We start from the raw sequence: 25518 nt of genomic DNA, 5'->3' as shown, positions 1-25518 counted from the left end.
CTGCGCGATTCGCAGACAGTCTTTTCCACCATCCAAGGAGTCCCGTGGCAGACACGAAGAAGCTGGTCATCGTCGAGTCGCCCGCGAAGGCGAAGACGATCGGCCAGTATCTGGGCAGCGGATACGAGGTGCTCGCCTCGGTCGGGCACATCCGCGACCTCGTCGAGCCCAAGAACCTCCCGGCCGACAAGAAGACGGGCTCGCTCGGCAAGTTCTCGGTCGACGTCGAGAACGGCTTCGAGCCCTACTACGTCGTGTCGGACGCCAAGAAGAAGACGGTCGCCGATCTGAAGCGCGCGCTGAAGAACGCCGACGAGCTCTACCTTGCCACTGATGAGGACCGCGAGGGCGAGGCCATCGCGTGGCACCTCCTGCAGGAGCTCAAGCCCAAGGTGCCCGTCAAGCGCATGGTCTTCCACGAGATCACCAAAGACGCCATCCAGAAGGCCCAGGAGAACACCCGCGAGCTCGACACGGCTCTCGTCGACGCCCAGGAGACCCGCCGCATCCTCGACCGCCTCTACGGCTACGAGGTCTCGCCCGTGCTCTGGCGCAAGGTCGGCCCCGGCCTGTCCGCCGGCCGCGTGCAGTCGGCCGCGACCCGTCTCGTCGTCGACCGGGAGCGCGAGCGCCTCGCGTTCGTCTCCGCCAACTACTGGGATCTCTCGGGCATCTTCTCGCCCACGCCGGAGCGCTCGCCCTTCGCGGCGCGCCTCGTCCGCGTCGACGGCAGCCGCGTCGCCTCCGGTCGCGACTACGACGACCGCGGCCAGATCAAAGGCGACGTCACCGCGCTGGACGCCGAGTCGGCGCAGGCGCTCGCCGCAGCGCTCTACGCGCCCGGTGTCGGCGTGGTCGTGCAGTCGGTGGAGTCCAAGCCCTACACGCGCCGGCCCGCCGCCCCGTTCACGACCTCGACGCTTCAGCAGGAGGCGGCGCGCAAGCTCCGCTTCTCGGCCCGCCAGACGATGAGCGTGGCGCAGTCGCTCTACGAGAACGGCCACATCACCTACATGCGAACCGACTCGCCGTCGCTGTCGCAGCAGGCGATCACCGCGGCCCGCACCCAGGCCGCGAAGCTCTACGGCTCCGACACCGTGCCCGAGAAGGTCCGCGTCTACACGGGCAAGAGCAAGAACGCCCAGGAGGCGCACGAGGCGATCCGTCCGTCGGGCGACACCTTCAAGACGCCGACCGAGCTGCAGAGCACGCTCCGCGGCAACGACTGGAAGCTCTACGACCTGATCTGGAAGCGCACCGTCGCCTCGCAGATGGCCGACGCCAAGGGCTCCACGGCGTCCGTCGTCGTCGCGGCCACCACGGCGTCGCCCGTCACCGGGATCGCGAAGGACGGTGCCTCGAGCACCGTCGCCGAGTTCGTCGCGACCGGTACCGTCATCACCTTCCGCGGATTCCTCGCCGCCTACGAGGAGGGCCAGGACGAAGAGCGCCACTCGTCCGACGCCGCTCCGGCCGACGATGCCAAGCTCCCCGTGCTCAAGGAGGGCCAGGCGCTCGTCATCGACGACGTCGAGGCCAAGGGGCACGACACCTCCGCTCCGCCGCGCTACACCGAGGCGAGCCTCGTCAAGACGCTCGAAGAGCTCGGGATCGGGCGCCCCTCGACCTACGCCGCGATCATGTCGACCATCGTCGACCGCGGCTACGTCACGCCGCGCGGCACGGCCCTCGTGCCGAACTGGATCGCCTTCTCGGTGGTACGCCTGCTCGAGGACTACTTCGGCGATCTCGTCGAGTACGACTTCACCGCGTCGATGGAAGACGACCTCGACCTCATCGCCGGCGGCGAGGCCGATCGGGTCGAATGGCTGAACGGCTTCTACTTCGGCAACGAGTCGCACCGCGGCCTCCGCAAGGTCGTCGACAACCTCGGCGAGATCGACGCGCGCGACATCAACTCGATCGACCTCGGCGAGGGCATGACCCTTCGCATCGGCCGCTACGGGCCGTACCTCGAGACGCCGGGCGACGACCCCGAGACGCCTCGCCGCGTCAACGTGCCCGAAGACCTGGCGCCCGACGAGCTCACCCCCGCCAAAGCGCGCGAGCTCATCGACGCCCCGGTGATCGGCGACCGCGTGCTCGGCCTCAACCCCGACTCGGGCAAGGAGGTCGTCGCGAAGGACGGCCGCTTCGGACCCTACGTCACCGAGCGCCCCGTCGAGGTGCCCGAGGACGACATCGCGGCCGACTCCGAGACCGGCGAGATCCTCGAGCCGGCGGCCGCTTCCGCATCGGGCACGACGCTGACCAAGGCGCCCGCGAAGAAGGCTCCTGCGAAGAAGGCCCCCGCCAAGAAGGCGGCTGCTCCCAAGGAGCGCACCGCTTCGCTCTTCAAGTCGATGGACGTCGACTCGATCGACCTCGCGACCGCCCTCAAGCTGCTCGATCTGCCGCGCATCGTGGGCGTCGACCCCGAGTCGGGCGACGAGATCCAGGCGCAGAACGGCCGATACGGGCCCTACCTCAAGAAGGGCGCCGACACCCGGTCGCTCACCAGCGAAGATCAGATCTTCGACGTCGACCTGGCAGGAGCTCTCGAGCTCTACGCGCAGCCCAAGTACGGCGCCCGGCGCGCGTCGAGCGCCCTCAAGGAGTTCGAGGCACCCGACCCGGTCAGCGGCAAGGCGATCAAGATCAAGGACGGCCGCTTCGGCGCCTACGTCACCGACGGCGAGACAAACGCGACGATCCCGCGCGGCGAGACCGTCGAAGAGGTCGACTTCGACCGCGCCGTGCAGCTGATCGCCGACAAGCGCGCCAAGGGCCCTGCGAAGAAGCCCGCGGCGAAGAAGGCTCCGGCCAAGAAGCCGGCCGCCAAGAAGCCGGCCGCGAAGAAGCCCGCCGCGAAGAAGCCCGCCGCCGCCAAGACCACCGCCGCCAAGAAGCCTGCGGCGACCGAGTCCGAGTAGTGTCCGGCCTCTTCATCACGCTCGAGGGGGGAGACGGCGTCGGCAAGTCGACGCAGGCCGCCCTGCTCGAGACCTGGCTCACCGAGCAGGGGCAGACGGTCGTGCGCACGCGCGAGCCCGGCGGCACCGACCTCGGCGCCGAGATCCGCACGATGGTGCTGCACCGGCGCGGCCACATCGCCCCGCGCGCCGAGGCCCTCCTCTACGCGGCCGACCGCGCCCATCACGTGTCGACGCTCGTTCGCCCCGCGCTCGAGCGCGGCGAGGTCGTGCTCCAGGACCGCTACCTCGACTCGTCCGTCGCCTACCAGGGTGCCGGCCGGGTGCTCGGCGGCGACGAGATCCGCGACCTGTCTCTCTGGGCGGCCGAGGGCCTCCTGCCCGATCTGACCGTGCTGCTCGACCTCGACGAGACCGCGAGCCGCGCCCGTCTCGACTCCGACGCGAAGGAGTACGACCGGCTCGAGGCCGAGGCCGCCGACTTCCACGCGCGGGTCCGACGCGCCTTCCTGGCCCTGGCCGATGCCGAGCCCGAGCGCTTCCTCGTGATCGACGCCACCCGCAGCCGCGACGACATCGCCGCGGTCATCCAGGCGCGCGTCCGAGAGCTGCTGGGCTGACCGTGGGCTTCTGGGATCACCTCACCGGCCAGGACGACGCCATCCGCTCCCTCCGCGCGGCCGCGTCGACAGCGCCCGGCAACCGCGCCATGTCGCACTCCTGGCTGATCACCGGCCCGCCCGGCTCCGGCCGCTCCAACCTCGCCTACGCGTTCGCCGCGGCGCTGCTGTCGCGCGGACCGGCCGACGAAGACGCCACTCTCGCCCAGGTGCACGCCCGGTCGCACCCCGACCTCGCCGTTCTGAGCACCGACCGCGTCATCATCAAGATCGACGAAGTCCGCGAACTGGTCAGGAACTCGCAGTACTCGCCGTCGGTCGGCCGCTACCGCGTGGTCGTCGTCGAGGATGCCGACCGCATGACCGAGCAGACCTCGAACGTGCTCCTCAAGGCACTCGAGGAGCCCCCGTCGAGCACGGTCTGGATCCTCTGCGCGCCGAGCGAGGCGGACCTCATCCCGACAATCCGGTCGAGGGTGCGATCAGTGCGGCTGCGAGTTCCTGCGCCCGCTGACGTGGCCACGCTCCTCCGCGAGAGAGACGGCATCGACGCCGGGACGGCGCTGCTGGCCGCGCGCGAAGCGCAGAGCCACATCGGGATGGCGAGACGCCTGGCGACCGACCCCGAGGCCCGCGCGAGACGCCGCCAGACCCTCGACACGGTGCTGTCGATCCGGTCTGTGTCGGACGCCGTCGTGGCCGCCGGCGTGCTGCTCGCGGTCGCCGGCGACGACGCCAAGGCCTTCACCGCCGAGCGGGACGAGCAGGAGCGGGAGAGCGCCCTCCGATCGCTCGGAGTAGCACCGGGCGGCACGATCCCGCCGGCCCTGCGCTCGCAGATGCGGACCCTCGAGGAAGACCAGAAGCGTCGCGCCACGAGGTCGCTGCGCGACGGGATCGACCGCATCCTCGTCGACCTGCTCTCGCTCTACCGTGACATCCTGCTGCTTCAGCTGGGCGGCGTCGACGAGCCCATCAACGACAGCATCCGGCCCCGGCTCGATCAGGCTGCGCAGTCGTCGACCGCGGCCTCGACGCTGCGGGTGCTCGACGCCGTGCAGACGGCTCGCGAGCGGGTCGACCGGAACGTCGCCGCGCTGCTGGCCCTCGAGGCGATGCTCATCGCGGTGAGCCGTCACTCCACCCGATAGGTGCACGGTCAGCAGTTTCGCCAGCGCGTAGGCCAAGATGGTCGCATGACCGACCCGCAACCCGGCCTTCGCGAACGCAAACGACTCGCAACGCGGCGAGCCATCCAGGTGGCAGTGCTCCGCCTCGTTCGCGACAGGGGATACGACGCCGTCACCGTCGACATGATCGCGAACGACGCCGACGTGTCGCCCCGCACGTTCTTCAACTACTTCTCCTCGAAAGAGGAGGCCGTCGTCGGCGACCCGCCGCTCGTGCCCGACGGCGAGGCTCTCGACCTGTTCGTCAGCGCCCGCGGCCGCGACCTCGTGCTCTCGGACGTCGTCGGCATCCTCGAGGCCGCGACCGAGGAGTTCCTCACCGACCGCGAGCTCGTCGTCGCCCGCCGCGCGGTCCTGCGCGACCACCCCGAGCTGTTCGCCCGCCGCAACGCCTCCATGCACGAGTTCGAAGCGCAGATCCAAGACCTCGTCGGCCGGCGGCTCGCCGCCGACGACCCCGGCCTGGCCGCCGACGCCGACCGCCTCGCCAGCGAATCGCACCTCGCGGGCCTCGTCGTGATGGCGACCCTCCGCCACGCCTGGGCCGAGTGGATCGAGCAGAAGCCGGTCGAGCTCGGCGCCGCCGAGATCGAGCACACCCTCCGGCAGCACCTCGAGCACAGCTTCACGACGCTCGGAACCCTGTGGTCACGACAAGGCTCCGCGATCGGGTAATGTATCTGACTGTGCGTTCGAGCAACCACTCGAAATCACGCCGCCTTAGCTCAGTCGGTAGAGCGTCTCACTCGTAATGAGAAGGTCGTCAGTTCGATTCTGACAGGCGGCTCCCTTGGGTATTCGCTGTTCGCGTCTCGCTTCGCTCGCCGCTCGCATGCCGCGGTCGCGGTGTTTGTCTGGCGCCTTCGGCGCGCGCGTCAGAGGCCGCAAGCGGCCTTGACGCTGTGGCCTTTGGCCGCGGGGCGGCCTTGGCCCTGGCGGAACCTTCCGACGAGGGTGGTGCGACGGGCGACGGCGCCTAGCGGGAACCTTCCGACGGGGGTGGGGCCATTGGCCGCGGGGCGGCCTCGGCCCCTGGCGGGAACCTTCCGACGAGGGGTGGGGGGACGGGCGACGGCGGGTGCGCGACGGGGCGGGGGGTCAGCTGTCGCCCTGGTCGAGGACCCGCCAGCCGGCCGACGTTCGCGTGAAGCACAGCATCCAGTCCTGCGTCCCCGCCTGGATCGTCTCGTCGCTGCTGGCCGTCGTCCGCATCGTGAACGGCACGCAGTAGTCGCCCGCCGGCTCGCCCGTCGGGTCCGGCTTGCCGACGCCTGAGAACGCCAGCATGCGCGGGTCGCGGCACCAGGCGAACGTCCCCGTGCCCGGACCATCGGGCGCGTGCACGGTCAGCGCGTCCGTCAGCCCGCAGTCCTCCGTCGTCGCGGCGCGCAGGTACGCCAGCGCGACGTCTCGGACCGGGGCCGACGGCGCAGGAACGGGCCCCCGCGCCTCCGTGGCCCTCGTCGCGACGGCGTGCCCCCCGACGCCCGCCCCGACCGCGACCACCGCCGCGACGATCATCCATCTCGCTCTCATCCGCCCAGCTTCGCGGTCGCGGGGGAGCCCCGCCATCGGCCTGGAGGACGAGATCGCCGGAGGCCGGGCGGGGTCGGAGCCGGAGGGCAGTTCCTGCGCCCGAGAATATTCGGGGCGGGATGTCAGGATGTGGCTCCTGACGACATTGCCTGGGTGGAGGACCACATGGGGGAGCAAGCGGAGCGATCCGACGTGGCCCTGCTCGACGCGTCGAAGCAGGGTGACGTCGGATCGTTCGCGAGCCTGTACGAGAGGCACGCCGGGGCGATCCTTCGGTACTGCTGGGCGAAGGTCGGCCAGCAGCACGCCGCCGAAGACCTCGCGCAGGAGACGTTCGTCGTCGCCTGGACGAAGCGATCGTCGGCGACGGTCGTCGATCAGTCGCTGCTCCCGTGGCTGCTGACGATCAGCCGCAACCACTGCCGCAACCACCTCCGCAAGCATGCGAACCGGGCGACGCTCGAGCTTCGCGACAGCGATGGCACGGCCGGCGACACGGCCGAAGACGCCGCATGGGTCCGGTCCGAGCTCGCCAAGCTGAGCCCGACCGACCAGGAGCTGTGCCGCCTCTGCCTCGTCGAGGGGCGGTCGTACCGCGAGGCGGCCCAGGCGCTCAGCACGACCGAGGCCGCTGTCGGCAAGCGGCTCCAGCGGATCAGGGCGCGCCTCCGCGCCGCCCTCGGACACGAGTAGGAGACCCCGATGACGCAGGAACTCCTGCCCCCCGCCGACGAGACCGACCGCCTGGCGCAGGCCCGCCTCCCCGAGGTGCTCCGCCGCATCGACGCCGTCGAGCGCACCCGACGTCGGCGACGGCGGACTCTGCTCGTCGGGGTGCCGCTCGTCGCGGCTGTGCTGGTGGTCGGCGGCTTCGCCCTTCCGGCTCTGGCGCCGCAGTCGAGCGACGTCATGTCGGCGGGCGGCACCTCCGGCGAGAGCTCGCCGACGAGCGGGGGCGTGGCGGCCGACGGAAGCGTCCCGCAGAACGCGTCCGCCGGACCGCTGTCGTGCGAAGGCGCTGCCGCCGTCGCCGGACGCGCCGAGTTCTCGGGCGATCCGACGACCGCCTGCGAGCGACTGCTCCGCCTCCCGGCCGGCTCGCTCGACGACGCCGTGGTCTGCGAGGGGCCCTCCCGCGCGATCTCCGTGTACGCCGACGACCCGGCGACCTGTGCAACCCACGATCAGAAGGTGTGGACCAGATGAACGCTCTCCGAACGGCCGCGATCGCGGCGGCCAGCATGGTGGCCCTCAGCCTGAGCGGATGCGCGGCGATCGAGGAGGCGACGATCGCCAATCCGTTCGGCGACGCGCACTACACGTCGATGTCCGGGACGGACGGCGGCAAGGCGGTGGAGTGGCTCGGGACGACGCCGCTCACCATGAGCTTCACGCGGATGAACGGGACTCTGACGATGATGATGAACACGCCGTGCAACGCGGTGTCCGTCGACGTTCGAGCTCGCGGCGAGGATCTCGTGCCCACGGGCAACGTGACTGCGACGGCGATGGGGTGCCGCGCCCGTGAGAGCGGCCAGGAGCACTGGGCCACCGAATTCGCCGCCCACACCATGCAGTACACCCGCGATGATTCGACGCTCACCCTCACGAGCGGCGACGAGACGATCCGCTTCTCGGTCGATGACTAGCCTCGGCCGAGCGGTTTGTTAGCGAACCGCAACCTTTGTAGTCTTCGTCAGGACGCGGCACACCCGGCCGCCGAGCACCAGGGAGCCCGATGACGAACGACGACCAGCCCCGACGGGGTCGCCGATCCGCGCAGGAGAGAGAGCCCGCGGCCTCGAGCCAGCCTGCGCCGACCGTCGCGCGGCACGGACGTCTCCGCCGCAGCCGCCCGGCCATCGTCGCGCTCAAGGCCGTCGGCATCGTCGCTGCCGTCGCCCTCGTCAGCACTGTCTCGGTCGCCGGCATCGCCGCGTGGTCGGTCGTGCACGAGGCCCAGCCGTCGGTTCCGTTCACCGCCATCGGTCCGTCGGGCAAGGCGCAGCACAAGACCGAGCAGATCACGGCCTACTCGGGCGAGGTCAACATGCTCGTGGTGGCGTCCGACACCCGGACGGGTCAGGGCGCCGGATTCGATGATGCCGCGAACCAGGCTGCGAGTTCCGGCGTCGGAAACAACGACACCAACCTCCTGATCCACATCAACGAAGACCACACCAGCATGGCCGTCATCAGCCTGCCCCGTGACCTCGAGGTGCCGCTGCCGGCCTGCAAGAACGACTCCGGCGGCACGACGCCCGCCTCATCGCTCGGGATGCTCAACACGTCGCTCGGACGCGGCGGCGTGAAGATGGGCCTCCAGTGCGTGGCGACGACGGTCGCGAGCCTCACCGGCGTGCAGATCGACTACGCCGCCATGGTCAAGTTCGACGGCGTCGTGAAGATGACGACGGCCGTCGGCGGGGTCACCGTGTGCCTGGCCACGCCCCTCGTCGACCCGAACACCGACCCGCCGCTGAACATCCCCACGGCGGGGCCGCACGTGTTCAAGGGCAAGGAGGCCGGGGCGTTCCTGCGGACCCGCGAGGGCGTCGGCTTCGGCGGCGACACCGCGCGCATCAGCAACCAGCAGGTCTTCATGTCGGCGCTCATGCGCAAGATCGTCAACGGGGGAGTCCTGAGCAACCCCGTGCAGCTGTACAACCTCTCGTCGACGGCCCTGAAGAGCGTGCAGAAGTCGTCGAGCCTCACGGCTCCGACGCTCGTCAAGATCGGCGTCGCCGTGAAGTCGATCGGCCTCGACAACATCGTCTTCTTCCAGTACCCGAGCGTCGACGATCCCGCCGACGCCAACCGCCTCATCCCCGACCCGGCCGGCGTCACCGCCCTGAAGGCCGCGCTCGTCAGCAACCAGGCGATCACGCTCGCGCCGGGCAGCCTCGGCCAGTCGGCGCAGCTGGCGACTCCGTCGGCGTCGTCATCGGCGACCTCGGCTCCTGCCGCGCCGGCCACGCCGAAGTCGTCGAGCGCGTCCAAGGCGCCCGCGCCCCGCAAGACCGCCGCTGTGCTCCCGGGTACGGCCACCGGCCAGAGCGCGGCGCAGGAGACGTGCACGGCGAAGAAGGCCTACTGAGGCGGGGCCGGCGCGTCTCCTCGACTAGTGAAATCGCGCGAATCGGCGGCTGACGCCTCGGTTTCGCCCGATCTGGCTGGCTGACGACGCGGCGTCAGTCGCCGTGCTCCTCGGACGGGTACCGCTCGCCCTGGGGGTCGTAGCCGGACCCGCGTCCGATCTCCTCGTCGGCGGTGGGAACATGCCGCTCGCCCGAGATGCCGCTGCCGTTGACGGCGACGTAGCCGTCCTCGCCGGAGGTGGCGCCGCCGAGCGGCTCGGTGACGTCGCCGTCCGGAGCCGAGGAGGGAGCCGGAGAGGTGACCGAGGAGGGGGAGGGAAGCGTGGGCTTGTCGTCGTCTGTGCTCATGCGCGTAGACGGTAGCCCCTGCGCTACAGGCGCTCCCAGGGCGCGGGCTTCGGCACGCTGACCCCGCACGCGTTGCAGATCTGCTCGGCCGGCCCGGCGTTCTTGTCGTCGAACACGTCGCGGTGGCGGTGGCAGTAGAGCCAGACCTCGCCGCAGCCGTGCGTCCAGGTCCAGAGGGCCTCGTGCGAGCAGCCCTCCCACTCGCACGACACGGTGTCGTCGAGTCCATCGAGCACGACGAGCTCGAAGTCGATCTCCCACGTGATCTCGGTGCTGGGCATGCTGCCTCCTACGGCGAGCAGAGCGGCGTTCGTCAGAGCCGGAGCGTTGACCTATTTCAGCACGCCGGCGGGTAGAACGGCCCGATCGAGCCTGGAGGTGCGCACCAGGTGTGAAAGGCTTACGGAGTGAACACCAAGCGCGTCATCGTCGTCGGCTCCGCGAATCAGGACTACCTGGTGCGCACCGTCCGCGCACCCCAGCCGGGCGAGACCGTCATGGCCACCGGCCTGACCAAGCAGCCGGGCGGCAAAGGCGCGAACCAGGCCGTCGCGGCGGCGCGACTCGGGGGAGACGTGCACTTCGTGGGCGCGGTCGGTCGGGACGACGACGGGGCCCGGATCCTGCGTTCCCTGGACTCAGACGGGGTGTCGGTCGACGACGTGCGGATCGTCGACGGGCAGCCCACCGGACTCGCCCTGATCTCGATCGACGACACCGGCGAGAACTCGATCACCGTGGTCTCGGGTGCCAACGGCACGGTGACGGCCGAGCGCGCCGCCGCCGCGGTCGTCAGGCTGGCCTCGGACGACGCTCTCCTGTCCATGCAGGGCGAGCTGCCGCGTGACGTGCTCGAGGCCTCCGCGCGCGCGGCTGCCGTCGCCGGCGCCCGCGTCGTGCTCAACCTCGCGCCGTACCTCGAGATCGACGCCGACGTCGTCGCGCTCGCCGACCCCGTGATCGTCAACGAGACCGAGGCCGCCGAGATGACGGGGCTCTCGATCGCCAGCGTCGACGAGGCCCTCGTCGCCGTCGACTCGCTCACCGAGCGGGCTCTCTCCGCCGTCATCACGCTCGGGTCGCTCGGCGCGGTCTGGGCGAATCGCGGCGAGCACGGCCACGTCGAGGCGAACCGGGTCGAGCACGTCGTCGACACCACCGGCGCGGGCGACGCCTTCTCGGGTGCCCTCGTCTCCAGCCTCGCCGCAGGCAGCGACCTCGAAGGGGCCGTCCGCGTCGGAGCCCTCGCCGGCAGCTTCGCCGTTCGCGGCATCGGCGCCCAGTCGTCGTACCCGCGAGAGTCCGATCTCGGGGCCGGCCCCGCCGCAGGCTGACGCCTGCCCGGGCGGGCTCGGCCCCGCCGCGGGCTGACGCCTGCCCGGACGGGGGTGATCGCCGCCGTTCGCTTTCTCGCCCGTCTTTCGTAGGATGGTCGCGATGACTTCCGACGACGAGGCCACCCGGGCCGGCCTGCTCTCCCGGGCCGGCGCCTTCTTCCGCACCCACCCGCGGGGTACCGCCATCACCGGCGGAGCCCTCGCTCTCGTGATCTTCGGCGGCGGCGCGCTCGCGGCAGGTGCCGCCACGGCGCCCACCTCCGCTCCCGCGACCAGCGCTCCCGCCGTCGCTCGCTCGGCGTCCGCGGCGCCGTCCTCCTCGGCCGCGTCCACTCCGAAGGCGACGTCGAAGGCCACGTCGAAGGCGACGCCGAAGACCACAGCGCGTTCTGCCCCCTCGCCCGTGCCCTCGGCCGTTCCGCTCCGCACCTGCACCGTCGCCGGCGCGGCGTCCGACGCCCGGCTCGGCACCTTCGAGGGCACCGTGCTCGATGCCAAGTCCGGCGCCACGCTCTTCGACCGCAGCGGGTCGACCCCCGCGCGCACCGGAAGCGTCATGAAGACCCTCACCACGGCCGTCGCGCTCGCCGACCTCGGCGCCGACTACCGCTTCACGACCAAGGTCGTCGGCTCGACCACCGGCACGGGCATCGCCCTCGTCGGCGGCGGCGATGCGACCCTGAGCGCCACTCCGGCGGGCTCCGAGAGCATCTACCCGGGCGCCCCGAAGCTGAGCACCCTCGCCGCCGAGGTGAAGGCGAAGCTCGGCACCAAGAAGATCACGAACATCGTGCTCGACGACAGCTACTGGAACGACGCCGACGCGTACGACCCCAGCTGGCCGGCGAGCGAGCTCACCATCGGCTACCAGCCCCGCGTCGTCTCGCTGATGGTCGACGGCGACCGCGCCAACCCGACCCTGTCGGTCAGCCCACGCTCGAGCGACCCCGTCGGCCGTGCCGGCGAGGCGTTCCGCACGGCGCTCGTCGCCGCCGAGGTCTCGGGTGCCTCGACGGCCGCTCTCACCCGCGGAACCGCCAAGAGCACCGACGTGCTCGCCGAGGTCAAGTCGCAGCCGGTATCGACCCTCATCGGCCAGATGATCCCGAACAGCGACAACACGCTCGCCGAGATGATGGCCCGGGTGTCGTCGAAGGTATCAGGCTCCGACGGCTCCGCGGCATCACTCACCGCCGTCTACCAGAAGGCCCTCAAAGGCACCTACGGCCTCGACGCCTCCACCATCAAGATCGTCGACGGCTCGGGTGAGAGCGCCAACAACGGCGTGCCCAGCGCCCTCGAGGCGTCGCTGATGCGCAAGGTCCTCGCAGGCGAGGAATCGCTCAAGCTCCTCTACGACTCGCTCCCGGTCTCCGGTCAGTCCGGCACCCTCTCCACCCGCTTCACCGGCGCCAACGCCATCGCACGCGGCGCCATCCACGCCAAGACCGGCTGGATCGACAGCGCCTACACCCTTGCCGGAACCGTCGACGCGAAAGACGGGACCCAGCTCACCTTCGCGTTCTACGCGATCGGCAATGTGAGCGGCACGGCGCGCGAGGCCCTCGACACCCTCGCCACGGCGGTCTACTCGTGCGGTGCGAATCTGAGCGACGACTAGTTCCTGCGCGCGCTGCCCGCCTCTCTTTCTCTCTCTCTCGCCCCTCGCCCCAAGGGCGGTGAGGAGTCGCTGGTTGCTGCCCGGGGCGGCCTCGTCGACAAGCAGCGACCCCTCACGCGGCTTGCGGCTCGCGCGCTGCGCGCTGCGCGCTGCGCGCTGCGCGTCGCGCGTCGCGCGCTGCGGCAGACTGCTGACATGAGCCGCGCCCTTCTCGTCGTCGATGTGCAGAACGACTTCACCGAGGGCGGAGCCCTGGGCGTGGAGGGCGGAGCGGCGGTCGCGGCGGGAGTGACGGCGCTCCTGCACTCGTCGGACTATGCCGTCGTCATCGCCTCGCGCGACTGGCACGACGCCTCGGGCGACAACGGCGGCCACTTCGCGACCGACGCGGAGCCCGACTTCGTCGAGACCTGGCCCGTCCACTGCGTCGCAGGAACTCCCGGCGCCGCCTACCACGACGCCTTCGACGCTTCGGCCGTCGACGTCCACATCGTCAAGGGCATGGGCGAGCCCGCCTACTCGCTCTTCGAGGGGGTCGTCGCCGGGGTCGACGGGGCGCGCGGCGTCAGGGACGGCGCTCCTGAGACGGCGATCCACGTGCTCGATCGGCTCGGCGTGACCGAGGTCGACGTCGCCGGGCTGGCCACCGACTACTGCGTGCGCGCGACGGCCCTCGACGCGGTCGCCGCTGGACGTCGCGTGCGCGTGCTCTCCGCCCTCGTCGCGGGTGTCGCGCCGCGGAGCAGCGCCGCCGCGCTCGCCGAGCTGCGCGCCGCGGGCGTCGCCGTCGTGTAGCCGCCGGGCCGCCGGGACGTGGCCGTCGTCGTCGTTTCGGCGTCCTGTGGGCGACGCGCACGGCCATCTCGTGGGGGCGGCCCGCCGCGTAGGGCGTGGTGCCGTTCCGCGAGGTGGCCGTCGTCGTCGCTTCGGCGTCCGGTGGGCGACGCGCGCGGCGATCTCGTGAGGTGGCGCGCCGCGTCGTTGGCGCGCCGGGTGGGTGACGCGCGCGGCCATCTCGTGGGGCGGCTCGCCGCGTCGGGCGTGGTGCCGTTCCGCGAGGTGGCCGTCGTTGTCGTGTCGGCGTCCGGCGGGCGACGCGCATGGCCATCTCGTGAGGTGGCCCGTCACGTCGGCGGCGCGCCGGGTGGGTGACGCGCGCGGCCATTTCGCGAGGTGGCTCGCCGCGTCGGCGGCACGCCGGGTGGGTGACGCGCGCGGCCATCTCGTGAGGTGGCGCGCCCCGTCGTTGGCGCGGCGGACGGACGACGCGCGCGGCCATCTCGCGCGCTGGCCGGCGCCGGCGCCGACCGCCCGCCTCCGGGGGCCGCTAGACCAGCAGCTGGTGCTTCGCGAGGTCGCGGTAGAGCGGCGTCGAGACGACGAGCTCCGAGTGCGTGCCCACGCCGACGACGCGCCCGCCGTCGAGCACGACGATCTGGTCGGAGTCGACGACGGTCGACAGGCGGTGGGCGATGATGATCAGCGTGCGGTCGACCGCGACGGCGTCGATCGCCTCGCGCAGCCGCTGCTCGTTGATGCCGTCGAGCGACGACGTCGACTCGTCGAGCAGCAGGATCGGCGGCGCGGCCAGGAGCGTCCGCGCGATCGCCAGTCGCTGCTTCTCGCCGCCCGAGAGCATCACTCCGTCTTCGCCGACCTGGGTCTCCAGACCCGCATCACCGCGCTCGACCACGTTCGTGAGATTCACCGCTTCGAGCACCCGCAGGCAGTCCGCGGCGGTCGCGTCGGGGGCGCCGAGCACGAGGTTGTCGCGGATCGTTCCGGCCAGGACCGGCGCGTCCTGCTCGACGTAGCCGATCTGGGCGCGGAGCGACTCGCGGTCGAGCGCCCGGATGTCTTCTCCGCCGAGGCGGATGACGCCGGCGGTCGGATCGTAGAAGCGCTCGATGAGCGCCAGGACGGTCGACTTGCCAGCTCCGGAGGGGCCGACGAGGGCGGTCCGCGTGCCCTGCTCGGCGTGGAAGCTCACGCCGTGGAGGACGGTCAGGTCGTGCGCGGCCGCCGGACGGGGTGCCGTGGGAGAGAGGAGCTCGTCGTCGGCGGGCGGTGCGGCCGGGTACGTGAACTCGACGCCGTCGAACGACAGAGAGTGCGCGGCGGCAGCGACTGGTGCGGCCGCGGCGCTCGCGCCGGCGGGATCGGCGCTCGTCTCGCCGGGCAGATCGATGATCTCCTGGATGCGGCCGAGGGCTCCCAGCGCCGAGTTGACGCTGGTCACGGCTCCGAAGGCCTGGCCGAGCGGCATGATCATCAGGAACAGGAACAGGATGAACGAGACCAGGTCGGCGACCGTGTCGGCGCCGGAGGCCACGCGGTAGCCGCCCACGCCGAGCACGACGAGGAAGGACACCTGCATGGCGATGCTGGCGATCGGCACGACGACGGCGGAGGCGCTGGCGACCTCGAGCCCGCGGTCGTAGGCGCCCTGAGCGTCGACGTCGATGGCGGCGATCTCGCGGTCGGTCGCGCCGGAGGCCCGGACCGTCCGGATGGACGAGATGGCGCGTTCGACGGCGGCGGTCAGGTCGCCGACCTTGCGCTGGGCGCGCTGGCTCGCGACGCGGATGCGGCGCGACAGAGTCACGACGACGACGACCGAGACCGCGACGATCAGCACGGTCAGGCCGAGGAGGACCGGGTCGATGATCGCCATGCCGACGATGGCGCCGATGAAGGTCAGCGAGCCGCCGATGGCGTCGACGAGGCCCTGCGTCAAGACGGCGCGGAGGAGGGTCGTGTCGGATCCGACGCGCGACACGAGGTCGCCGGTGCGGCGGGCGTCGAACTCGCTGATGGGGAGGTTGAGCATGCGTGCGACCAGTCGGCGACGGCTCGAGAGCACGACGGCCTCGCCGGTGCGCTGGAGCAGGTAGTGCTGGAACCCGTTCACCAGGCCGGAGATGACGACGAGCGCGACCAGCGCGACGACCAGGGTGCCGAGCGGCTTGTTCGACTGGACGAAGCCGATGACCTGCTGCACCAGCAGCGGCTGGGCGAGCGAGGCCGCGGCGCCGAGCACGCTGAGCCCGATGATGACGGCGAGCATCGGCTTGTGCTCGAACAGGAAGGGCAGTAGCTGGCTGAACTTCGCGCGCGGCCCCTCGGGGATCGGGCGGCCGTTGCGGTCGAGGCGCGGAGGCCTCGGCTTGCGGGAGCGGCCCCGCGCCTTGCCCGGGGATGCGGGGAGAGGAGCGTCGGTGGTGGGAGGTGCGGCGGTGTCGGAGCTCATTGTGTCCTTCGGGCGGTGATCCTGCGCCCGATTTTAGTCGCGTGCCGCCGCGCGCGGCGAAACCCCCGGCGCCTGTGGAGAAGCCCACGGCGAAACCCCCGGCACCCGTGGAGGACGGGGCCGGGGGCTTCGGGGTGGATCGCCTAGTTGAGGTTGTCGGAGTAGTCGACGTCGCGCGTCTCGCGGCTCAGGAACAGCGCGGCGAGCGTGATCAGGGCCATCGACGACAGGTAGACGCCGACGAGCCAGGTGCTGCCTCCGGCCGCCTTCCACAGCGCGACGGCGATGAACGGGGCGACAGCCGCGCCGAGAATGCTCGCCACGTTGTAGCTGATGGCCGAGCCGGTGTAGCGGACGTTCGCCGGGAAGAGCTCCGGCAGCACGGCGCCCATCGGGCCGAAGGTCAGCCCCATCAGGATGAAGCCGATCACCAGCAGGCCCTGCGCTCCGGCGAAGCCCGCCGAGAACAGCGGCGAGAACAGGAAGCCGAAGACGAAGATCCCGGCGGTGACGGCGAGCAGCAGACGACGTCGGCCGAAGTGCTCGGCCAGGGGACCGGAGACGAGCGTGAAGATGCCGAAGAACGCGACTCCGACGATCAGCATCAGCAGGAAGCTCTCGCGCGAGTATCCGAGGCCGGCGACCGGAGCGTCTTTGGCCGCCGTGCCGAAGGTCAGCGTGAACGTGGTCATCAGGTAGAAGAGCGTGTACGTCGCCAGCATGATGAACGTGCCGAGGATCAGCTGGCGCCAGCTGCTGCGGAACACGCGGCCCAGCGGCAGCTTCGACACGTTGCCGGTCTCGACGACCTTCGTGAACGCGGGGGTCTCGACGAGCTTGAAGCGCGCGTAGAGGCCGACGGCCACCAGCAGCGCCGAGCCGAGGAACGGGATGCGCCAGCCCCAGGTGGCGAACGCGTCGGCCGACATGCTCACGTTGAGGATCAGGAACAGGCCGTTGGCGACCATGAAGCCGATTGGCGCGCCGAGCTGCGGGAAGGTGCCGTAGATGGCGCGCTTGCCCGCCGGGGCGTTCTCGGTGGCGAGCAGCGCCGCCCCCGACCACTCCCCGCCGAGGCCGAACCCCTGGGCGAAGCGCAGGATCACGAGGAACGTCGGCGCCACGATGCTCCAGCCGGGCGTGGTGCCGGCGGGGATCAGGCCGATGAGGAACGTCGCGATGCCCATCGTCAGCAGCGATGCGATGAGCGTGTTCTTGCGGCCGATGCGGTCGCCGAAGTGGCCGAAGACGATCGAGCCGACGGGGCGCGCGATGAACGCGACGCCGAAGACGGCGAACGATGCGAGGAGGGCGACCGTCGGGTCGGTGTTCGCGAAGAACAGCGTCGGGAACACGAGGACGGCTGCGGTCGCGTAGACGTAGAAGTCGTAGAACTCGATCGACGTGCCGATGAGGCTGGCGACGATCACGCGAGCGCGGGAGTTCACAGGGGCGGGGCTGGTCGCCTTGCCGGCGGCGGTCGTTGTTGACATGGGGGTGTTCTCCGTGAACGGATTGCACGGGCACGCCTGGGCCGGCGCGCGCACGGTGCGGGCTGGCAGCGAGTGCAACGGGGAGACGGCGCAGGATGACGCGGGAACTCCCGTGCGACATCGCCACCGGGGAAGTGGTCGGCCGCTCGTGACGACCTGTTCATAGGCTACTACGACACGCCCGAGACGGCGAACCGCCCGGCAAGGATTCGAGCGGCCCGGTCGGGGCCGAGGCACCGACCGCACCCCGCCGCCGGAACCTAGACAAGCTACCTATTCAATCTAGGTAAACTGCCCGTTGATCTGGGAAAAAAGTACCGCATCATCATCGCCGTGTGAAGCCCTAGAAAGCGGAGCCACCTGGCCCATAGAGTGCAGGGGTCTGCCAGTCTTTGGCCGGCACAGATGGCTCACGGGCCCTCGATTGGCTTTCACGGCAGGGAATCGGGCTCGTGAGCCGTCGCAGGGCCGGCATCGTGACGACCGCCGCGTCGCAAGAAGGGCCGCACCTCTCAAGACGAGGTACGGCCCTTACGACCGGCGGAACGCTAGCTTCACGGGCAGGGGCACTCCGCAGTCGCCGCGAGGCCAGAGAGGCCATCACTCGCCACACCCTACGCCGACACCGCGCCGGAGTCGACCGGTGGTGCGGGTGGCTCCCAGGGAGTCGACGCACGGCGGCTCAGCCGACCGGATCGAAACCCGTGTCGAGCGAGCCGGGCAGCTGGTGGCCCATGCGGTCGCGCTTGGTGTCGAGGTACGCCTCGTTGAAGGCGCCGACCCCGACGACCAGCGGCACCATCTCGGTGACCTCGATGTCGTGCGCGGTGAGCTGCGCCCGCTTGTCGGGGTTGTTCGACAGGAGGCGCACCGACTCCAAGCCCAGATCGCGCAGGATCTCGGCAGCCGCGACGTACTCCCTCGCATCGGCGGGGAGGCCGAGTGCGAGGTTGGCGTCGAGCGTGTCGAGGCCCTCCTCCTGGAGCTTGTAGGCGCGGAGCTTGTTGACCAGCCCGATGCCGCGGCCCTCGTGGCCGCGCAGGTAGATGACGACGCCGCCCTGGTTGTGGATGGTGTCGAGCGCGGCGTCGAGCTGCGGTCCGCACTCGCACTTGAGCGAGCCGAACGCCTCGCCGGTGAGGCACTCCGAGTGCACGCGGACGATAGCGCCGTCGCCGGGCTGACCGGAGACGATGGCGATGTGATCCGCGCCGGTGTCGAGGTCGCGGTAGGCGCGCATGCGGAAGGTCCCGTGGGTGGTCGGGACGGTCGTCTCGACCTCGAAGGTGACGTGCGGGCGCACGGCTGGGGTGTCGGTCATCGGGAGCTCCCGCTCTGAGTGCGGGCGAGGATCGCGAGATCGTCGCCGAGGGGGGTGACGGAGGTCACCGAGAGGTGACGCTGGCCGTCGATAGTGTCTACACCGAGGTCGCCGAGGGCGAGCCGGGGGCCGCCGATCAGCGTCGGGGCGAGGTAGACGAGGTAGTCGTCGACGAGGTCGTTCCGGATCAGCTCGCCGGCGACGGTGGGGCCGCCCTCGACGAAGACGGTGCGGACGTCGCGGGCGAACAGGTCGGAGAGCACCGCTCGGAGGTCGCGCGTGCCGGTCTCGACCAGGCCGCGCGGGTGCTGACGCAGACGCGCGTCGATCGGGACGGGGCGCTCGCCGACGACGACCGGCAGAGGCTGCAGTGGCAGCAGCTCACCGCCGTCGCCGCGGGCGGTGAGAGTGGGGTCGTCGGCGAGCACGGTGCCCGTGCCGACGAGGATCGCGTCATGGTCGGCCCGCTGCTCGTGAACGTGCTGGCGCGCGGCCGTGCCGGTGATCCACTGGCTGGTGCCGTCGGCTGCGGCGGCGCGGCCGTCCAGGCTCGACGCCCATTTGAGCGTGACGAACGGGCGCTGGAGCGACGCGGCGATCAGCCAGCGGCGCATCCACTCGGCGACCTCCGCGGCGAGCACCCCCTCGTCGACGGGGATGCCGGCGGCGCGCAGCCGCTCCTTGCCCCCGCCGGAGTGCGCTCCCGGGTCTTCGACGGCGAACACGACCCGCCCGATGCCGGCCTCGATCAGCGCCTCGGCGCACGGGCCGGTGCGGCCCCAGTGGTTGCAGGGCTCCAGAGTGACGACGGCGGTCAGCCCGCGCGCGCCGCCCGCAGGCAGCTTCGACATGGCGTCGACCTCGGCGTGCGGCGTCCCGGCGCCTCTGTGCCAGCCCTCGGCGACGGTGCGCCCCGCGTCGTCGAGCAGCACGCAGCCGACCGAGGCGTGCGACCCGCGAGCCGGTCCGCGCGATGCCAGGGTCAGCGCGTGGCGCATGGCCTGGACGATCTGTTCGGGGGTGGGGCTCACGGGGGGCTTTCTCTCGAGAAGTGGAGCGGTGGTTCGACCATAACCAACGCCGTGCACCGAGGCGTATTCCGGAAAGGTGGCGTAACAGAGCCTTTACCAAAGCCTCAGGGCGCAGGAACTGCCGGCCCGCCGCCGGGCATCGACTCCTCGGGCCAGCCCGTCTTCTCGCCCCTGTCGTCGCCTGCCGCCAGCCGGGCCTTCCAGCAGGGCGGGTGCTGCCGGTCGCGGTCGGGCTGCAGCCCGGGGCCCTCGCCGACGTAGGTGAACCCGGCTCGGCGGGCCACGCCGGCGGAGCCGCGGTTGCCCACGTAGCCCTCCCACAGGATGTCGGGCATGCCGTCGGCGAAGGCCCAGTCGGCGACGAGCCGCACGGCCTCGGTCATGAGGCCGCGCCCGCGCACTCCGGCAGCCGCCCAGAACCCGATGTCGCGGTGCTGGTGGCGGATGCTGACCATGCCGACGAGGAGGCTGGAGCCGGGCTCGCGGAGGCCCCAGGTGTACTCGCGCCCGGTGGTCCAGCCGCGCTCGACGATCTGCGAGACGAACATCTGGGCGTCCTGGAACGTGTACGGCACCGGGACGGTGGTGAACTCCTGCAGGACCGCGTCTTGGCAGGCGTCGAAGATGGCGCCCGTGTCGGCGGTGCGGGGCACCTCGAGGCGGAGTCGCGGGGACTCCAGCACGAACGGCTTCATGGTCGCGGGGCGAGGGCGGCCGCGGCCGTCAGCGCACCTTCCGGACGAAGCCGATGCGGTCGTAGACGGTCGCCAGCGTCTTCTCGGCGATCTCGGACGCCCGGTCGGCGTTGGCGGAGAGCACGCGGTCGAGCTCGGCGGTGTCGTCGAGGAGCTCGAGCGTGCGCTCGCGCACGGGCGCGAACGTCTCGACGACGACCTCGGCGACGTCTTTCTTGAGGTCGCCGTAGCCGCGACCTGCGTACTGCTCCTCGAGGGCCGGGATCGCCGTGCCGGTGAAGGCCGACAGGATCGACAGGAGGTTCGAGACGCCGGCCTTGGCGCCGCGGTCGAAGCGGATCTCGCGCTCGGTGTCGGTGACGGCGCTGCGGATCTTCTTGCTCGTCTTGGACGGCTCGTCGAGCATCCACACGATGCCGCTGTCGGTTGCCGCCGACTTGCTCATCTTCGACTCGGGGTTCTGAAGGTCGTAGATGCGCGCGGTCTCCTTGAGGATGTAGGGCTCGGGCACGACGAACGTCTCGCCGAACCGCGAGTTGAAGCGGTTGGCGAGGTCGCGGGTGAGCTCGACATGCTGCTTCTGGTCGTCGCCGACCGGCACCAGCTCGGCGCCGTAGAGCAGGATGTCGGCCGCCATCAAGATCGGGTAGGTGAAGAGGCCGACCGAGGCCGACTCGGCGCCCTGCTTCGCCGCCTTGTCTTTGAACTGCGTCATGCGGCTGGCCTCGCCGAAGCCGGTGAGCGTGTTCAGCACCCAGGCCAGCTCGGCGTGGGCCGGCACCTGGGACTGCACGAACAGGATCGACTTGGCGGGATCGATGCCCCCGGCGATGTACTGGGCCGCGGTGCGGCGCGTGGTGGCACGGAGGGTGGCCGGATCTTGCGGGACGGTGATCGCGTGCATGTCGACGACGCAGAACAGGGCGTCGTGGGTGTCCTGCAGCGCAACCCACTGCTGCAGGGCGCCGATGTAGTTGCCGGCGTGGAGCGAGTCGCCGGAGGGCTGCATGCCCGAGAAGAGGCGGGGAGGAGTCATTGCGTGGCCTAACTGGTGGAGCGGAAGAAAGGAGGGTGCCCGGATGCGGAGGGGCTAGACGTCGTAGTCGACGACCACGGGGGTGTGGTCGGACCATCGCTTGTCGTACGAGTCGGCGCGGTCGACGGAGTAGCTCGTGACCTTGGCGGCGAGCTCGGGGGTGGCCATCTGGTAGTCGATGCGCCAGCCTGAGTCGTTGTCGAACGCCTGGCCGCGCCACGACCACCACGTGTACGGACCGTCGACGTCGCCCGCGTGCTCGCGGCCGATGTCGACCCAGCCGAGCCCCTTGCCGCTGGTGCCGTCGACGCCCTCGACCTTCTTGCCCGCGGGGCCGAAGAAGCGGTCGAAGTAGGCGCGCTCGCGCGGCAGGAAGCCGGCGCGCTTGACGTTGCCCCGCCAGTTCTTGATGTCGAGGGGAGTGTGGCCGACGTTGAGGTCGCCCACGACGACAGCGAGCGGGTTGTGCTTCTCGAGCTGGGGGAGGCGCTTCGACATGGCGTCGAGGAACTTCCACTTCTCGTCTTGCTTGGGGGTGTCGACCTCGCCCGAGTGCACGTAGGTGCTCACGACGGTGACGATCGTGCCGTCGACGTCGTAGTCGGCCTCGAGCCACCGGCCGGCGGTGTCGAACTTCACGGCGCCCAGGTCGACGCGGTGGATCTCGGCCTTCCTGCGGCTCGCGAGGGCGACGCCGGCGCGGCCCTTGGCCGTCGCGGGGTCGTGCAGGATGCTCCACTCGGGACCGAGCAGGCTCTCGATGTCTTCGGTCTGGGCGCGGACCTCCTGCAGAGCCAGGATGTCGACGTCGCGGCTGTCGACCCACTCGCCCATGCCCTTGCGAAAGGCGGCGCGGATGCCGTTGACGTTGACGGTGGCCAGGCGGAGACGAGTACCCATGCGTTAAAGCCTACCGGCGCCTGCCGACATCGAGTCGGGGCGCCGGCGGAGGAGGACGGTGCGGCTCAGGCGGCGTCGTGGTCGGTGGTCAGGAACTCCACCAGCGAGTCGGCGGTGGTCTCGGCGTCGTCGCCCGAGACGGTGAGGACGACCTCGTCGCCCGTGTTCACGCCGAGGCCGAGGAGGCCCAGGATGCTGGAGGCGTTGACGCTCTTGTCGCCCTTGGCGATGGTCACCTGGTGGCCGGAGGCGGTCACCGTCTGGACGAAGAGGGACGCCGGGCGGGCGTGGAGGCCGGACGACGAGGCGACGGTCACGGTGCGGGTGGCTTCGGACATAGATGTTGCTCCTTGCGAGGGTTGCGGACGGCGGTGGACGGACGTTGTACGACCGTAGTCGGTGGGGACGGGCGGAGGCTGGTCAGTTCCTGCCGGGCCAGAGGACCTCGGTGCCGGCGGCCTCCACCTCGCGGACGAGGTCGAGGTTGACGGCGGGGTCGGTGATGATCGTATCGATGGCGGCGATGGGCGCCACGCGACCGAACTCCTCGCGGCCGAACTTGGTGTGGTCGGCGAGGAGGATGCTGCGACGGGCGGCCTTGATGAGGGCCGACTTGACCGCGGCCTCCGAGATGTTGTGGGTGGTCAGGCCGCGCTCGGGGGTGATGCCGCCGACGCTGATGAAGGCGGCGTCGACCGAGACCATGCCGACGAGCTGGTGGGTCCAGGTGCCGACGCCGGCCAGCGAGTCGCGGCGGATGCTGCCGCCCAGCAGGTGCAGGTCGATGCCGGGTCGGTTCGCCACGGCCATGGCGACGGGGAGCGAGTGGGTGACGACGGTCAGACCTCGGTCGGAGGGGAGCATCTGCGCGAGGAGGATCGTGGAGGTGCCCGCGTCGATGATGATGGACCCGTTCTCGGGGATCTCGTCGACGGCGGCCTGGGCGATGACCATCTTCTCGGCGGTGTTGATGCCGCCCCGGTCGCCGACGCCCGGGTGGAAGGTCATCCGCTCGACGGGGATGGCGCCGCCGTGAGCCCGGCGGACGAGGCCGCGGCGCTCGAGGCTGGTGAGGTCTCGGCGGATCGTCTCGGGGGTGACCTCGAGGAGCTCGGCGAGGTCTCGGACGTCGACTCGACCGTGCTGGCGGGCCTCCTCGACGATGCGGAGGTGGCGTTCTGGGGCGTACATCGGTCCTCATCGGTGAGAAATGGGCATTCTGGGCCTTGTCTCAGGCCACGAAAGCAGAACCAAGCGCAAACAAATGTCTGTTGGTGCATTTTTAGCTCTGATTTTGTTTGTTTGTCAATTCAGATCGATGTATGGTCTTCCCAGCGCCCGTCTCCGGACACATGGGTGCGCACTCGTCGAACACGCATTACACGAACCAGCTGCACTGCCGACAAGGCCAGCCCCAGATGAAGGAGTCTCGGATGCCCGAACTGCCCGGTGTAGGAGTCGGACGCGGAACCGCGTCCGGACCCGTCCTCCGTATGGCCGAACCGCTCGGCGAGCCCGACCAGTCGCCCCTCCAGGGCGATGCGGCCGCGGCCAAGTCCCGGGTCGGCGAGGCGCTGGCCGCCGTCGCCGCCGACCTCGGCAAGCGCGGTGCCGCCGCGGGCGGCGACGCCCAGGCCGTGCTCGAGGCCCAGGCGCTCATGGCGCAGGACCCGTCGATCCTCGACGACGTGCACGCGCAGATCGACGCCGGCACCAACGAGGAGCGCGCCGTCTACAACGCGTTCAAGTCGTTCCAGGACATCCTCTCGGGCATGGGCGGATACATGGGGGAGCGCGCAGCCGACCTCGGCGACGTCGCTCAGCGCATCATCGCGCAGCTCCGCGGCGTGCACGCCCCCGGCGTGCCCGAGTCGGACACCCCGTTCATCCTGGTGGCGCGCGACCTCGCACCGGCCGACACCGCACTCCTCGACCTCGACAAGGTTCTCGCACTCGTCACCCGCGACGGCGGGCCCACCTCGCACACGGCGATCCTCGCGCGCGCCAAGGGCATCACGGCCATCGTCGGCGTGACGCAGGCCGACGAGCTCGCCGATGGCGACGTCGTGATCGTCGACGCCGGTGCCGGCGCCGTCCTCACCGACCCGACCGCGGAGCAGATCGCCGACGCCGACCAGAAGCGCGCCGAGCGCCTCGCCGCCGCTTCCGCCCCGCTCACGCCGGGCGCCCTCGCGGACGGCACGACCGTGCCGCTGCTCGCCAACCTCGGCTCCCCGAAGGACGCCGCCGCGGCCGTCGAGCTCGGGGCGGAGGGCGTCGGGCTGTTCCGGACGGAGTTCCTGTTCCTCGACTCCCCGTACGCGCCCGACGTCGCGACGCAGAAGGCCTCGTACGTGGCTCTCCTGAAAGAGTTCCCCGGCAAGAAGGTCGTCGTCCGCGCGCTGGACGCCGGCGCCGACAAGCCGCTGCCGTTCCTCACCGACGCGGGCGAGGAGAACCCGGCCCTCGGCCGTCGCGGTCTGCGCGCGCTGCGCGCCCACGAGAACATCCTCCGCGACCAGCTCACGGCGCTCGCCGAGGCCGACGCCGAGACCGACGCCGACCGCTGGGTCATGGCTCCGATGGTCGCCGACGTCGAGGAGACCGAGTACTTCGTGGCCCTCGCCAAGGAGCTCGGCATCACGACGGCCGGCGTCATGGCCGAGGTGCCCTCGGTCGCGCTCATGGCCGACCAGGTGCTCGAGGCCGCCGACTTCGTGTCGATCGGCACGAACGACCTCACCCAGTACACGATGGCCGCCGACCGCATGCTCGGCACAGTGGCTTCGTACCAGGATCCGTGGCACCCCGCCGTGCTCCGCCTCGTCGCACAGCTCGGCACCGCCGGAGCAGCCGCGCACAAGGGCGTCGGCATCTGCGGCGAGGCCGCGTCCGACCCGCTGCTCGCGGTCGTGCTCGTCGGCCTCGGCGCGACCACCCTCTCGATGACGCCCGCGGCCCTCGCCGACGTGCGCGCCGAGCTCCTGAACCACACGCTCGACGAGGCGAAGGCGATGGCCCAGGCCGCGCTCCGCGCCCCGTCGGCCGCAGCGGCTCGTGCCGCGGCGTCCTCCGTCTCCACCTCGCTCTAGACCCCCCCAGCACCACA

At 70.9% G+C, this 25518-nt stretch carries 23 protein-coding genes, 1 tRNA gene and 1 pseudogene; 13 read left to right on the top strand and 12 right to left on the bottom strand.

What is annotated here, in order from left to right; all coding sequences use genetic code 11:
• The first annotated feature begins 44 nt into the window (after positions 1–44).
• From topA to AC07TY_RS14790, 5 genes are all read left to right on the top strand, one after another.
• Positions 45–2933 carry a type I DNA topoisomerase gene (topA, locus tag AC07TY_RS14810; protein WP_494785797.1) on the top strand — a complete coding sequence of 963 codons (2889 nt, stop codon included), beginning with the start codon at positions 45–47 and terminating at the stop codon, positions 2931–2933.
• On the top strand, positions 2933–3553 hold the full coding sequence (tmk, locus tag AC07TY_RS14805) for a dTMP kinase (RefSeq protein ID WP_494785796.1): 621 nt from the start codon (positions 2933–2935) through the stop codon (positions 3551–3553). The genes topA and tmk overlap by 1 nt, the downstream gene beginning before the upstream one ends.
• A 2-nt stretch (positions 3554–3555) precedes the next feature.
• A complete protein-coding gene (locus AC07TY_RS14800) occupies positions 3556–4704 on the top strand; it encodes a DNA polymerase III subunit delta' (RefSeq protein ID WP_123507346.1) in 1149 nt (382 codons plus the stop codon).
• Positions 4705–4749: 45 nt separating this feature from the next.
• Positions 4750–5418 (top strand): TetR/AcrR family transcriptional regulator, encoded by a 669-nt coding sequence (locus AC07TY_RS14795; protein WP_494785795.1) that lies wholly within the window; start codon positions 4750–4752, stop codon positions 5416–5418.
• 39 nt (positions 5419–5457) lie between these two features.
• A tRNA-Thr gene (locus AC07TY_RS14790) sits at positions 5458–5530 on the top strand.
• A gap of 311 nt (positions 5531–5841) precedes the next feature.
• On the opposite strand, the gene AC07TY_RS14785 is transcribed toward AC07TY_RS14790, so the two are convergent.
• Entirely contained in the window at positions 5842–6279 is a 438-nt protein-coding gene (locus tag AC07TY_RS14785) for a hypothetical protein (protein WP_488624413.1), read from the bottom strand.
• A gap of 165 nt (positions 6280–6444) precedes the next feature.
• Here AC07TY_RS14785 and AC07TY_RS14780 point away from each other — a divergent pair, with 165 nt between their 5' ends.
• From AC07TY_RS14780 to AC07TY_RS14765, 4 genes are all read left to right on the top strand, one after another.
• Positions 6445–6972 (top strand): RNA polymerase sigma factor, encoded by a 528-nt coding sequence (locus AC07TY_RS14780; RefSeq protein WP_488624412.1) that lies wholly within the window; start codon positions 6445–6447, stop codon positions 6970–6972.
• A 9-nt stretch (positions 6973–6981) separates the two neighbouring features.
• Entirely contained in the window at positions 6982–7485 is a 504-nt protein-coding gene (locus tag AC07TY_RS14775; RefSeq protein WP_494785794.1) for a hypothetical protein, read from the top strand.
• Positions 7482–7928, top strand: a complete 447-nt coding sequence (locus AC07TY_RS14770) for an META domain-containing protein (protein WP_494785793.1) — start codon at positions 7482–7484, stop codon at positions 7926–7928. Before AC07TY_RS14775 ends, AC07TY_RS14770 begins: the two co-directional genes overlap by 4 nt.
• Positions 7929–8017: 89 nt before the next feature.
• Positions 8018–9376: an LCP family protein gene (locus AC07TY_RS14765; protein ID WP_494785792.1), complete on the top strand. Its 1359-nt coding sequence runs from the start codon at positions 8018–8020 to the stop codon at positions 9374–9376.
• 94 nt (positions 9377–9470) lie between these two features.
• On the opposite strand, the gene AC07TY_RS14760 is transcribed toward AC07TY_RS14765, so the two are convergent.
• Positions 9471–9725 carry a hypothetical protein gene (locus AC07TY_RS14760; protein WP_488624408.1) on the bottom strand — a complete coding sequence of 85 codons (255 nt, stop codon included), beginning with the start codon at positions 9723–9725 and terminating at the stop codon, positions 9471–9473.
• A 23-nt stretch (positions 9726–9748) separates the two neighbouring features.
• Positions 9749–10006, bottom strand: a complete 258-nt coding sequence (locus AC07TY_RS14755; protein WP_488624407.1) for a hypothetical protein — start codon at positions 10004–10006, stop codon at positions 9749–9751.
• 126 nt (positions 10007–10132) lie between these two features.
• Between AC07TY_RS14755 and AC07TY_RS14750 the strand changes: the two genes are divergently transcribed.
• The 3 genes from AC07TY_RS14750 (at position 10133) to AC07TY_RS14740 (ending at position 13478) form a co-directional block, all read left to right on the top strand.
• Positions 10133–11059, top strand: a complete 927-nt coding sequence (locus AC07TY_RS14750; protein WP_488624406.1) for a ribokinase — start codon at positions 10133–10135, stop codon at positions 11057–11059.
• 103 nt (positions 11060–11162) lie between these two features.
• Positions 11163–12683, top strand: a complete 1521-nt coding sequence (locus AC07TY_RS14745; RefSeq protein ID WP_494785791.1) for a D-alanyl-D-alanine carboxypeptidase/D-alanyl-D-alanine-endopeptidase — start codon at positions 11163–11165, stop codon at positions 12681–12683.
• Positions 12684–12878: 195 nt separating this feature from the next.
• Positions 12879–13478: an isochorismatase family protein gene (locus AC07TY_RS14740; RefSeq protein ID WP_488624404.1), complete on the top strand. Its 600-nt coding sequence runs from the start codon at positions 12879–12881 to the stop codon at positions 13476–13478.
• A gap of 532 nt (positions 13479–14010) precedes the next feature.
• Here AC07TY_RS14740 and AC07TY_RS14735 read toward each other — a convergent pair.
• The 9 genes and pseudogenes from AC07TY_RS14735 to AC07TY_RS14695 all read right to left on the bottom strand — a co-directional run bounded on the left by AC07TY_RS14735 (position 14011) and on the right by AC07TY_RS14695 (position 23600).
• On the bottom strand, positions 14011–15933 hold the full coding sequence (locus AC07TY_RS14735; protein WP_494785790.1) for an ABC transporter ATP-binding protein: 1923 nt from the start codon (positions 15931–15933) through the stop codon (positions 14011–14013).
• A 143-nt stretch (positions 15934–16076) separates the two neighbouring features.
• On the bottom strand, positions 16077–17426 hold the full coding sequence (locus AC07TY_RS14730; RefSeq protein WP_494785789.1) for an MFS transporter: 1350 nt from the start codon (positions 17424–17426) through the stop codon (positions 16077–16079).
• Positions 17427–18108: 682 nt separating this feature from the next.
• Positions 18109–18717, bottom strand: a pseudogene (gene ribA, locus AC07TY_RS14725) (GTP cyclohydrolase II); the annotation flags it as partial.
• A 26-nt stretch (positions 18718–18743) separates the two neighbouring features.
• Entirely contained in the window at positions 18744–19745 is a 1002-nt protein-coding gene (ribD, locus tag AC07TY_RS14720) for a bifunctional diaminohydroxyphosphoribosylaminopyrimidine deaminase/5-amino-6-(5-phosphoribosylamino)uracil reductase RibD (RefSeq protein WP_123507560.1), read from the bottom strand.
• A gap of 137 nt (positions 19746–19882) precedes the next feature.
• Positions 19883–20461, bottom strand: coding sequence for a GNAT family N-acetyltransferase (locus tag AC07TY_RS14715; RefSeq protein WP_494785788.1), 579 nt, complete (start codon positions 20459–20461; stop codon positions 19883–19885).
• A gap of 40 nt (positions 20462–20501) precedes the next feature.
• Positions 20502–21509: a tryptophan--tRNA ligase gene (trpS, locus tag AC07TY_RS14710; RefSeq protein WP_123507318.1), complete on the bottom strand. Its 1008-nt coding sequence runs from the start codon at positions 21507–21509 to the stop codon at positions 20502–20504.
• A 54-nt stretch (positions 21510–21563) separates the two neighbouring features.
• On the bottom strand, positions 21564–22409 hold the full coding sequence (locus AC07TY_RS14705) for an exodeoxyribonuclease III (RefSeq protein WP_494785787.1): 846 nt from the start codon (positions 22407–22409) through the stop codon (positions 21564–21566).
• A gap of 65 nt (positions 22410–22474) precedes the next feature.
• Entirely contained in the window at positions 22475–22747 is a 273-nt protein-coding gene (locus AC07TY_RS14700; RefSeq protein WP_123507316.1) for an HPr family phosphocarrier protein, read from the bottom strand.
• 82 nt (positions 22748–22829) lie between these two features.
• Entirely contained in the window at positions 22830–23600 is a 771-nt protein-coding gene (locus tag AC07TY_RS14695) for a DeoR/GlpR family DNA-binding transcription regulator (protein WP_123507315.1), read from the bottom strand.
• A 242-nt stretch (positions 23601–23842) separates the two neighbouring features.
• Between AC07TY_RS14695 and ptsP the strand changes: the two genes are divergently transcribed.
• Positions 23843–25501, top strand: a complete 1659-nt coding sequence (gene ptsP / locus AC07TY_RS14690; protein WP_494785786.1) for a phosphoenolpyruvate--protein phosphotransferase — start codon at positions 23843–23845, stop codon at positions 25499–25501.
• Positions 25502–25518: the final 17 nt, after the last annotated feature.

The organism is Frondihabitans sp. GW821-FHT04F02 (assembly GCF_059420045.1).
The sequence above is the reverse complement of the archived record's forward strand: the minus strand, read 5'-3'. Positions and strand labels throughout refer to the sequence as shown.

Bases quoted from the DNA above. Each gene is read 5' to 3' on its own strand.
- AC07TY_RS14795 (WP_494785795.1), top strand. From the start codon at position 4,750: ATGACCGACCCGCAACCCGGCCTTCGCGAACGCAAACGACTCGCAACG.
- AC07TY_RS14785 (WP_488624413.1), bottom strand. From the start codon at position 6,279: ATGAGAGCGAGATGGATGATCGTCGCGGCGGTGGTCGCGGTCGGGGCG.
- AC07TY_RS14780 (WP_488624412.1), top strand. From the start codon at position 6,445: ATGGGGGAGCAAGCGGAGCGATCCGACGTGGCCCTGCTCGACGCGTCG.
- AC07TY_RS14775 (WP_494785794.1), top strand. From the start codon at position 6,982: ATGACGCAGGAACTCCTGCCCCCCGCCGACGAGACCGACCGCCTGGCG.
- AC07TY_RS14770 (WP_494785793.1), top strand. From the start codon at position 7,482: ATGAACGCTCTCCGAACGGCCGCGATCGCGGCGGCCAGCATGGTGGCC.
- AC07TY_RS14765 (WP_494785792.1), top strand. From the start codon at position 8,018: ATGACGAACGACGACCAGCCCCGACGGGGTCGCCGATCCGCGCAGGAG.
- AC07TY_RS14760 (WP_488624408.1), bottom strand. From the start codon at position 9,725: ATGAGCACAGACGACGACAAGCCCACGCTTCCCTCCCCCTCCTCGGTC.
- AC07TY_RS14755 (WP_488624407.1), bottom strand. From the start codon at position 10,006: ATGCCCAGCACCGAGATCACGTGGGAGATCGACTTCGAGCTCGTCGTG.
- AC07TY_RS14745 (WP_494785791.1), top strand. From the start codon at position 11,163: ATGACTTCCGACGACGAGGCCACCCGGGCCGGCCTGCTCTCCCGGGCC.
- AC07TY_RS14740 (WP_488624404.1), top strand. From the start codon at position 12,879: ATGAGCCGCGCCCTTCTCGTCGTCGATGTGCAGAACGACTTCACCGAG.
- AC07TY_RS14735 (WP_494785790.1), bottom strand. From the start codon at position 15,933: ATGAGCTCCGACACCGCCGCACCTCCCACCACCGACGCTCCTCTCCCC.
- AC07TY_RS14730 (WP_494785789.1), bottom strand. From the start codon at position 17,426: ATGTCAACAACGACCGCCGCCGGCAAGGCGACCAGCCCCGCCCCTGTG.
- ribD (WP_123507560.1), bottom strand. From the start codon at position 19,745: ATGCGCCACGCGCTGACCCTGGCATCGCGCGGACCGGCTCGCGGGTCG.
- trpS (WP_123507318.1), bottom strand. From the start codon at position 21,509: ATGACTCCTCCCCGCCTCTTCTCGGGCATGCAGCCCTCCGGCGACTCG.
- AC07TY_RS14705 (WP_494785787.1), bottom strand. From the start codon at position 22,409: ATGGGTACTCGTCTCCGCCTGGCCACCGTCAACGTCAACGGCATCCGC.
- AC07TY_RS14700 (WP_123507316.1), bottom strand. From the start codon at position 22,747: ATGTCCGAAGCCACCCGCACCGTGACCGTCGCCTCGTCGTCCGGCCTC.
- AC07TY_RS14695 (WP_123507315.1), bottom strand. From the start codon at position 23,600: ATGTACGCCCCAGAACGCCACCTCCGCATCGTCGAGGAGGCCCGCCAG.
- ptsP (WP_494785786.1), top strand. From the start codon at position 23,843: ATGCCCGAACTGCCCGGTGTAGGAGTCGGACGCGGAACCGCGTCCGGA.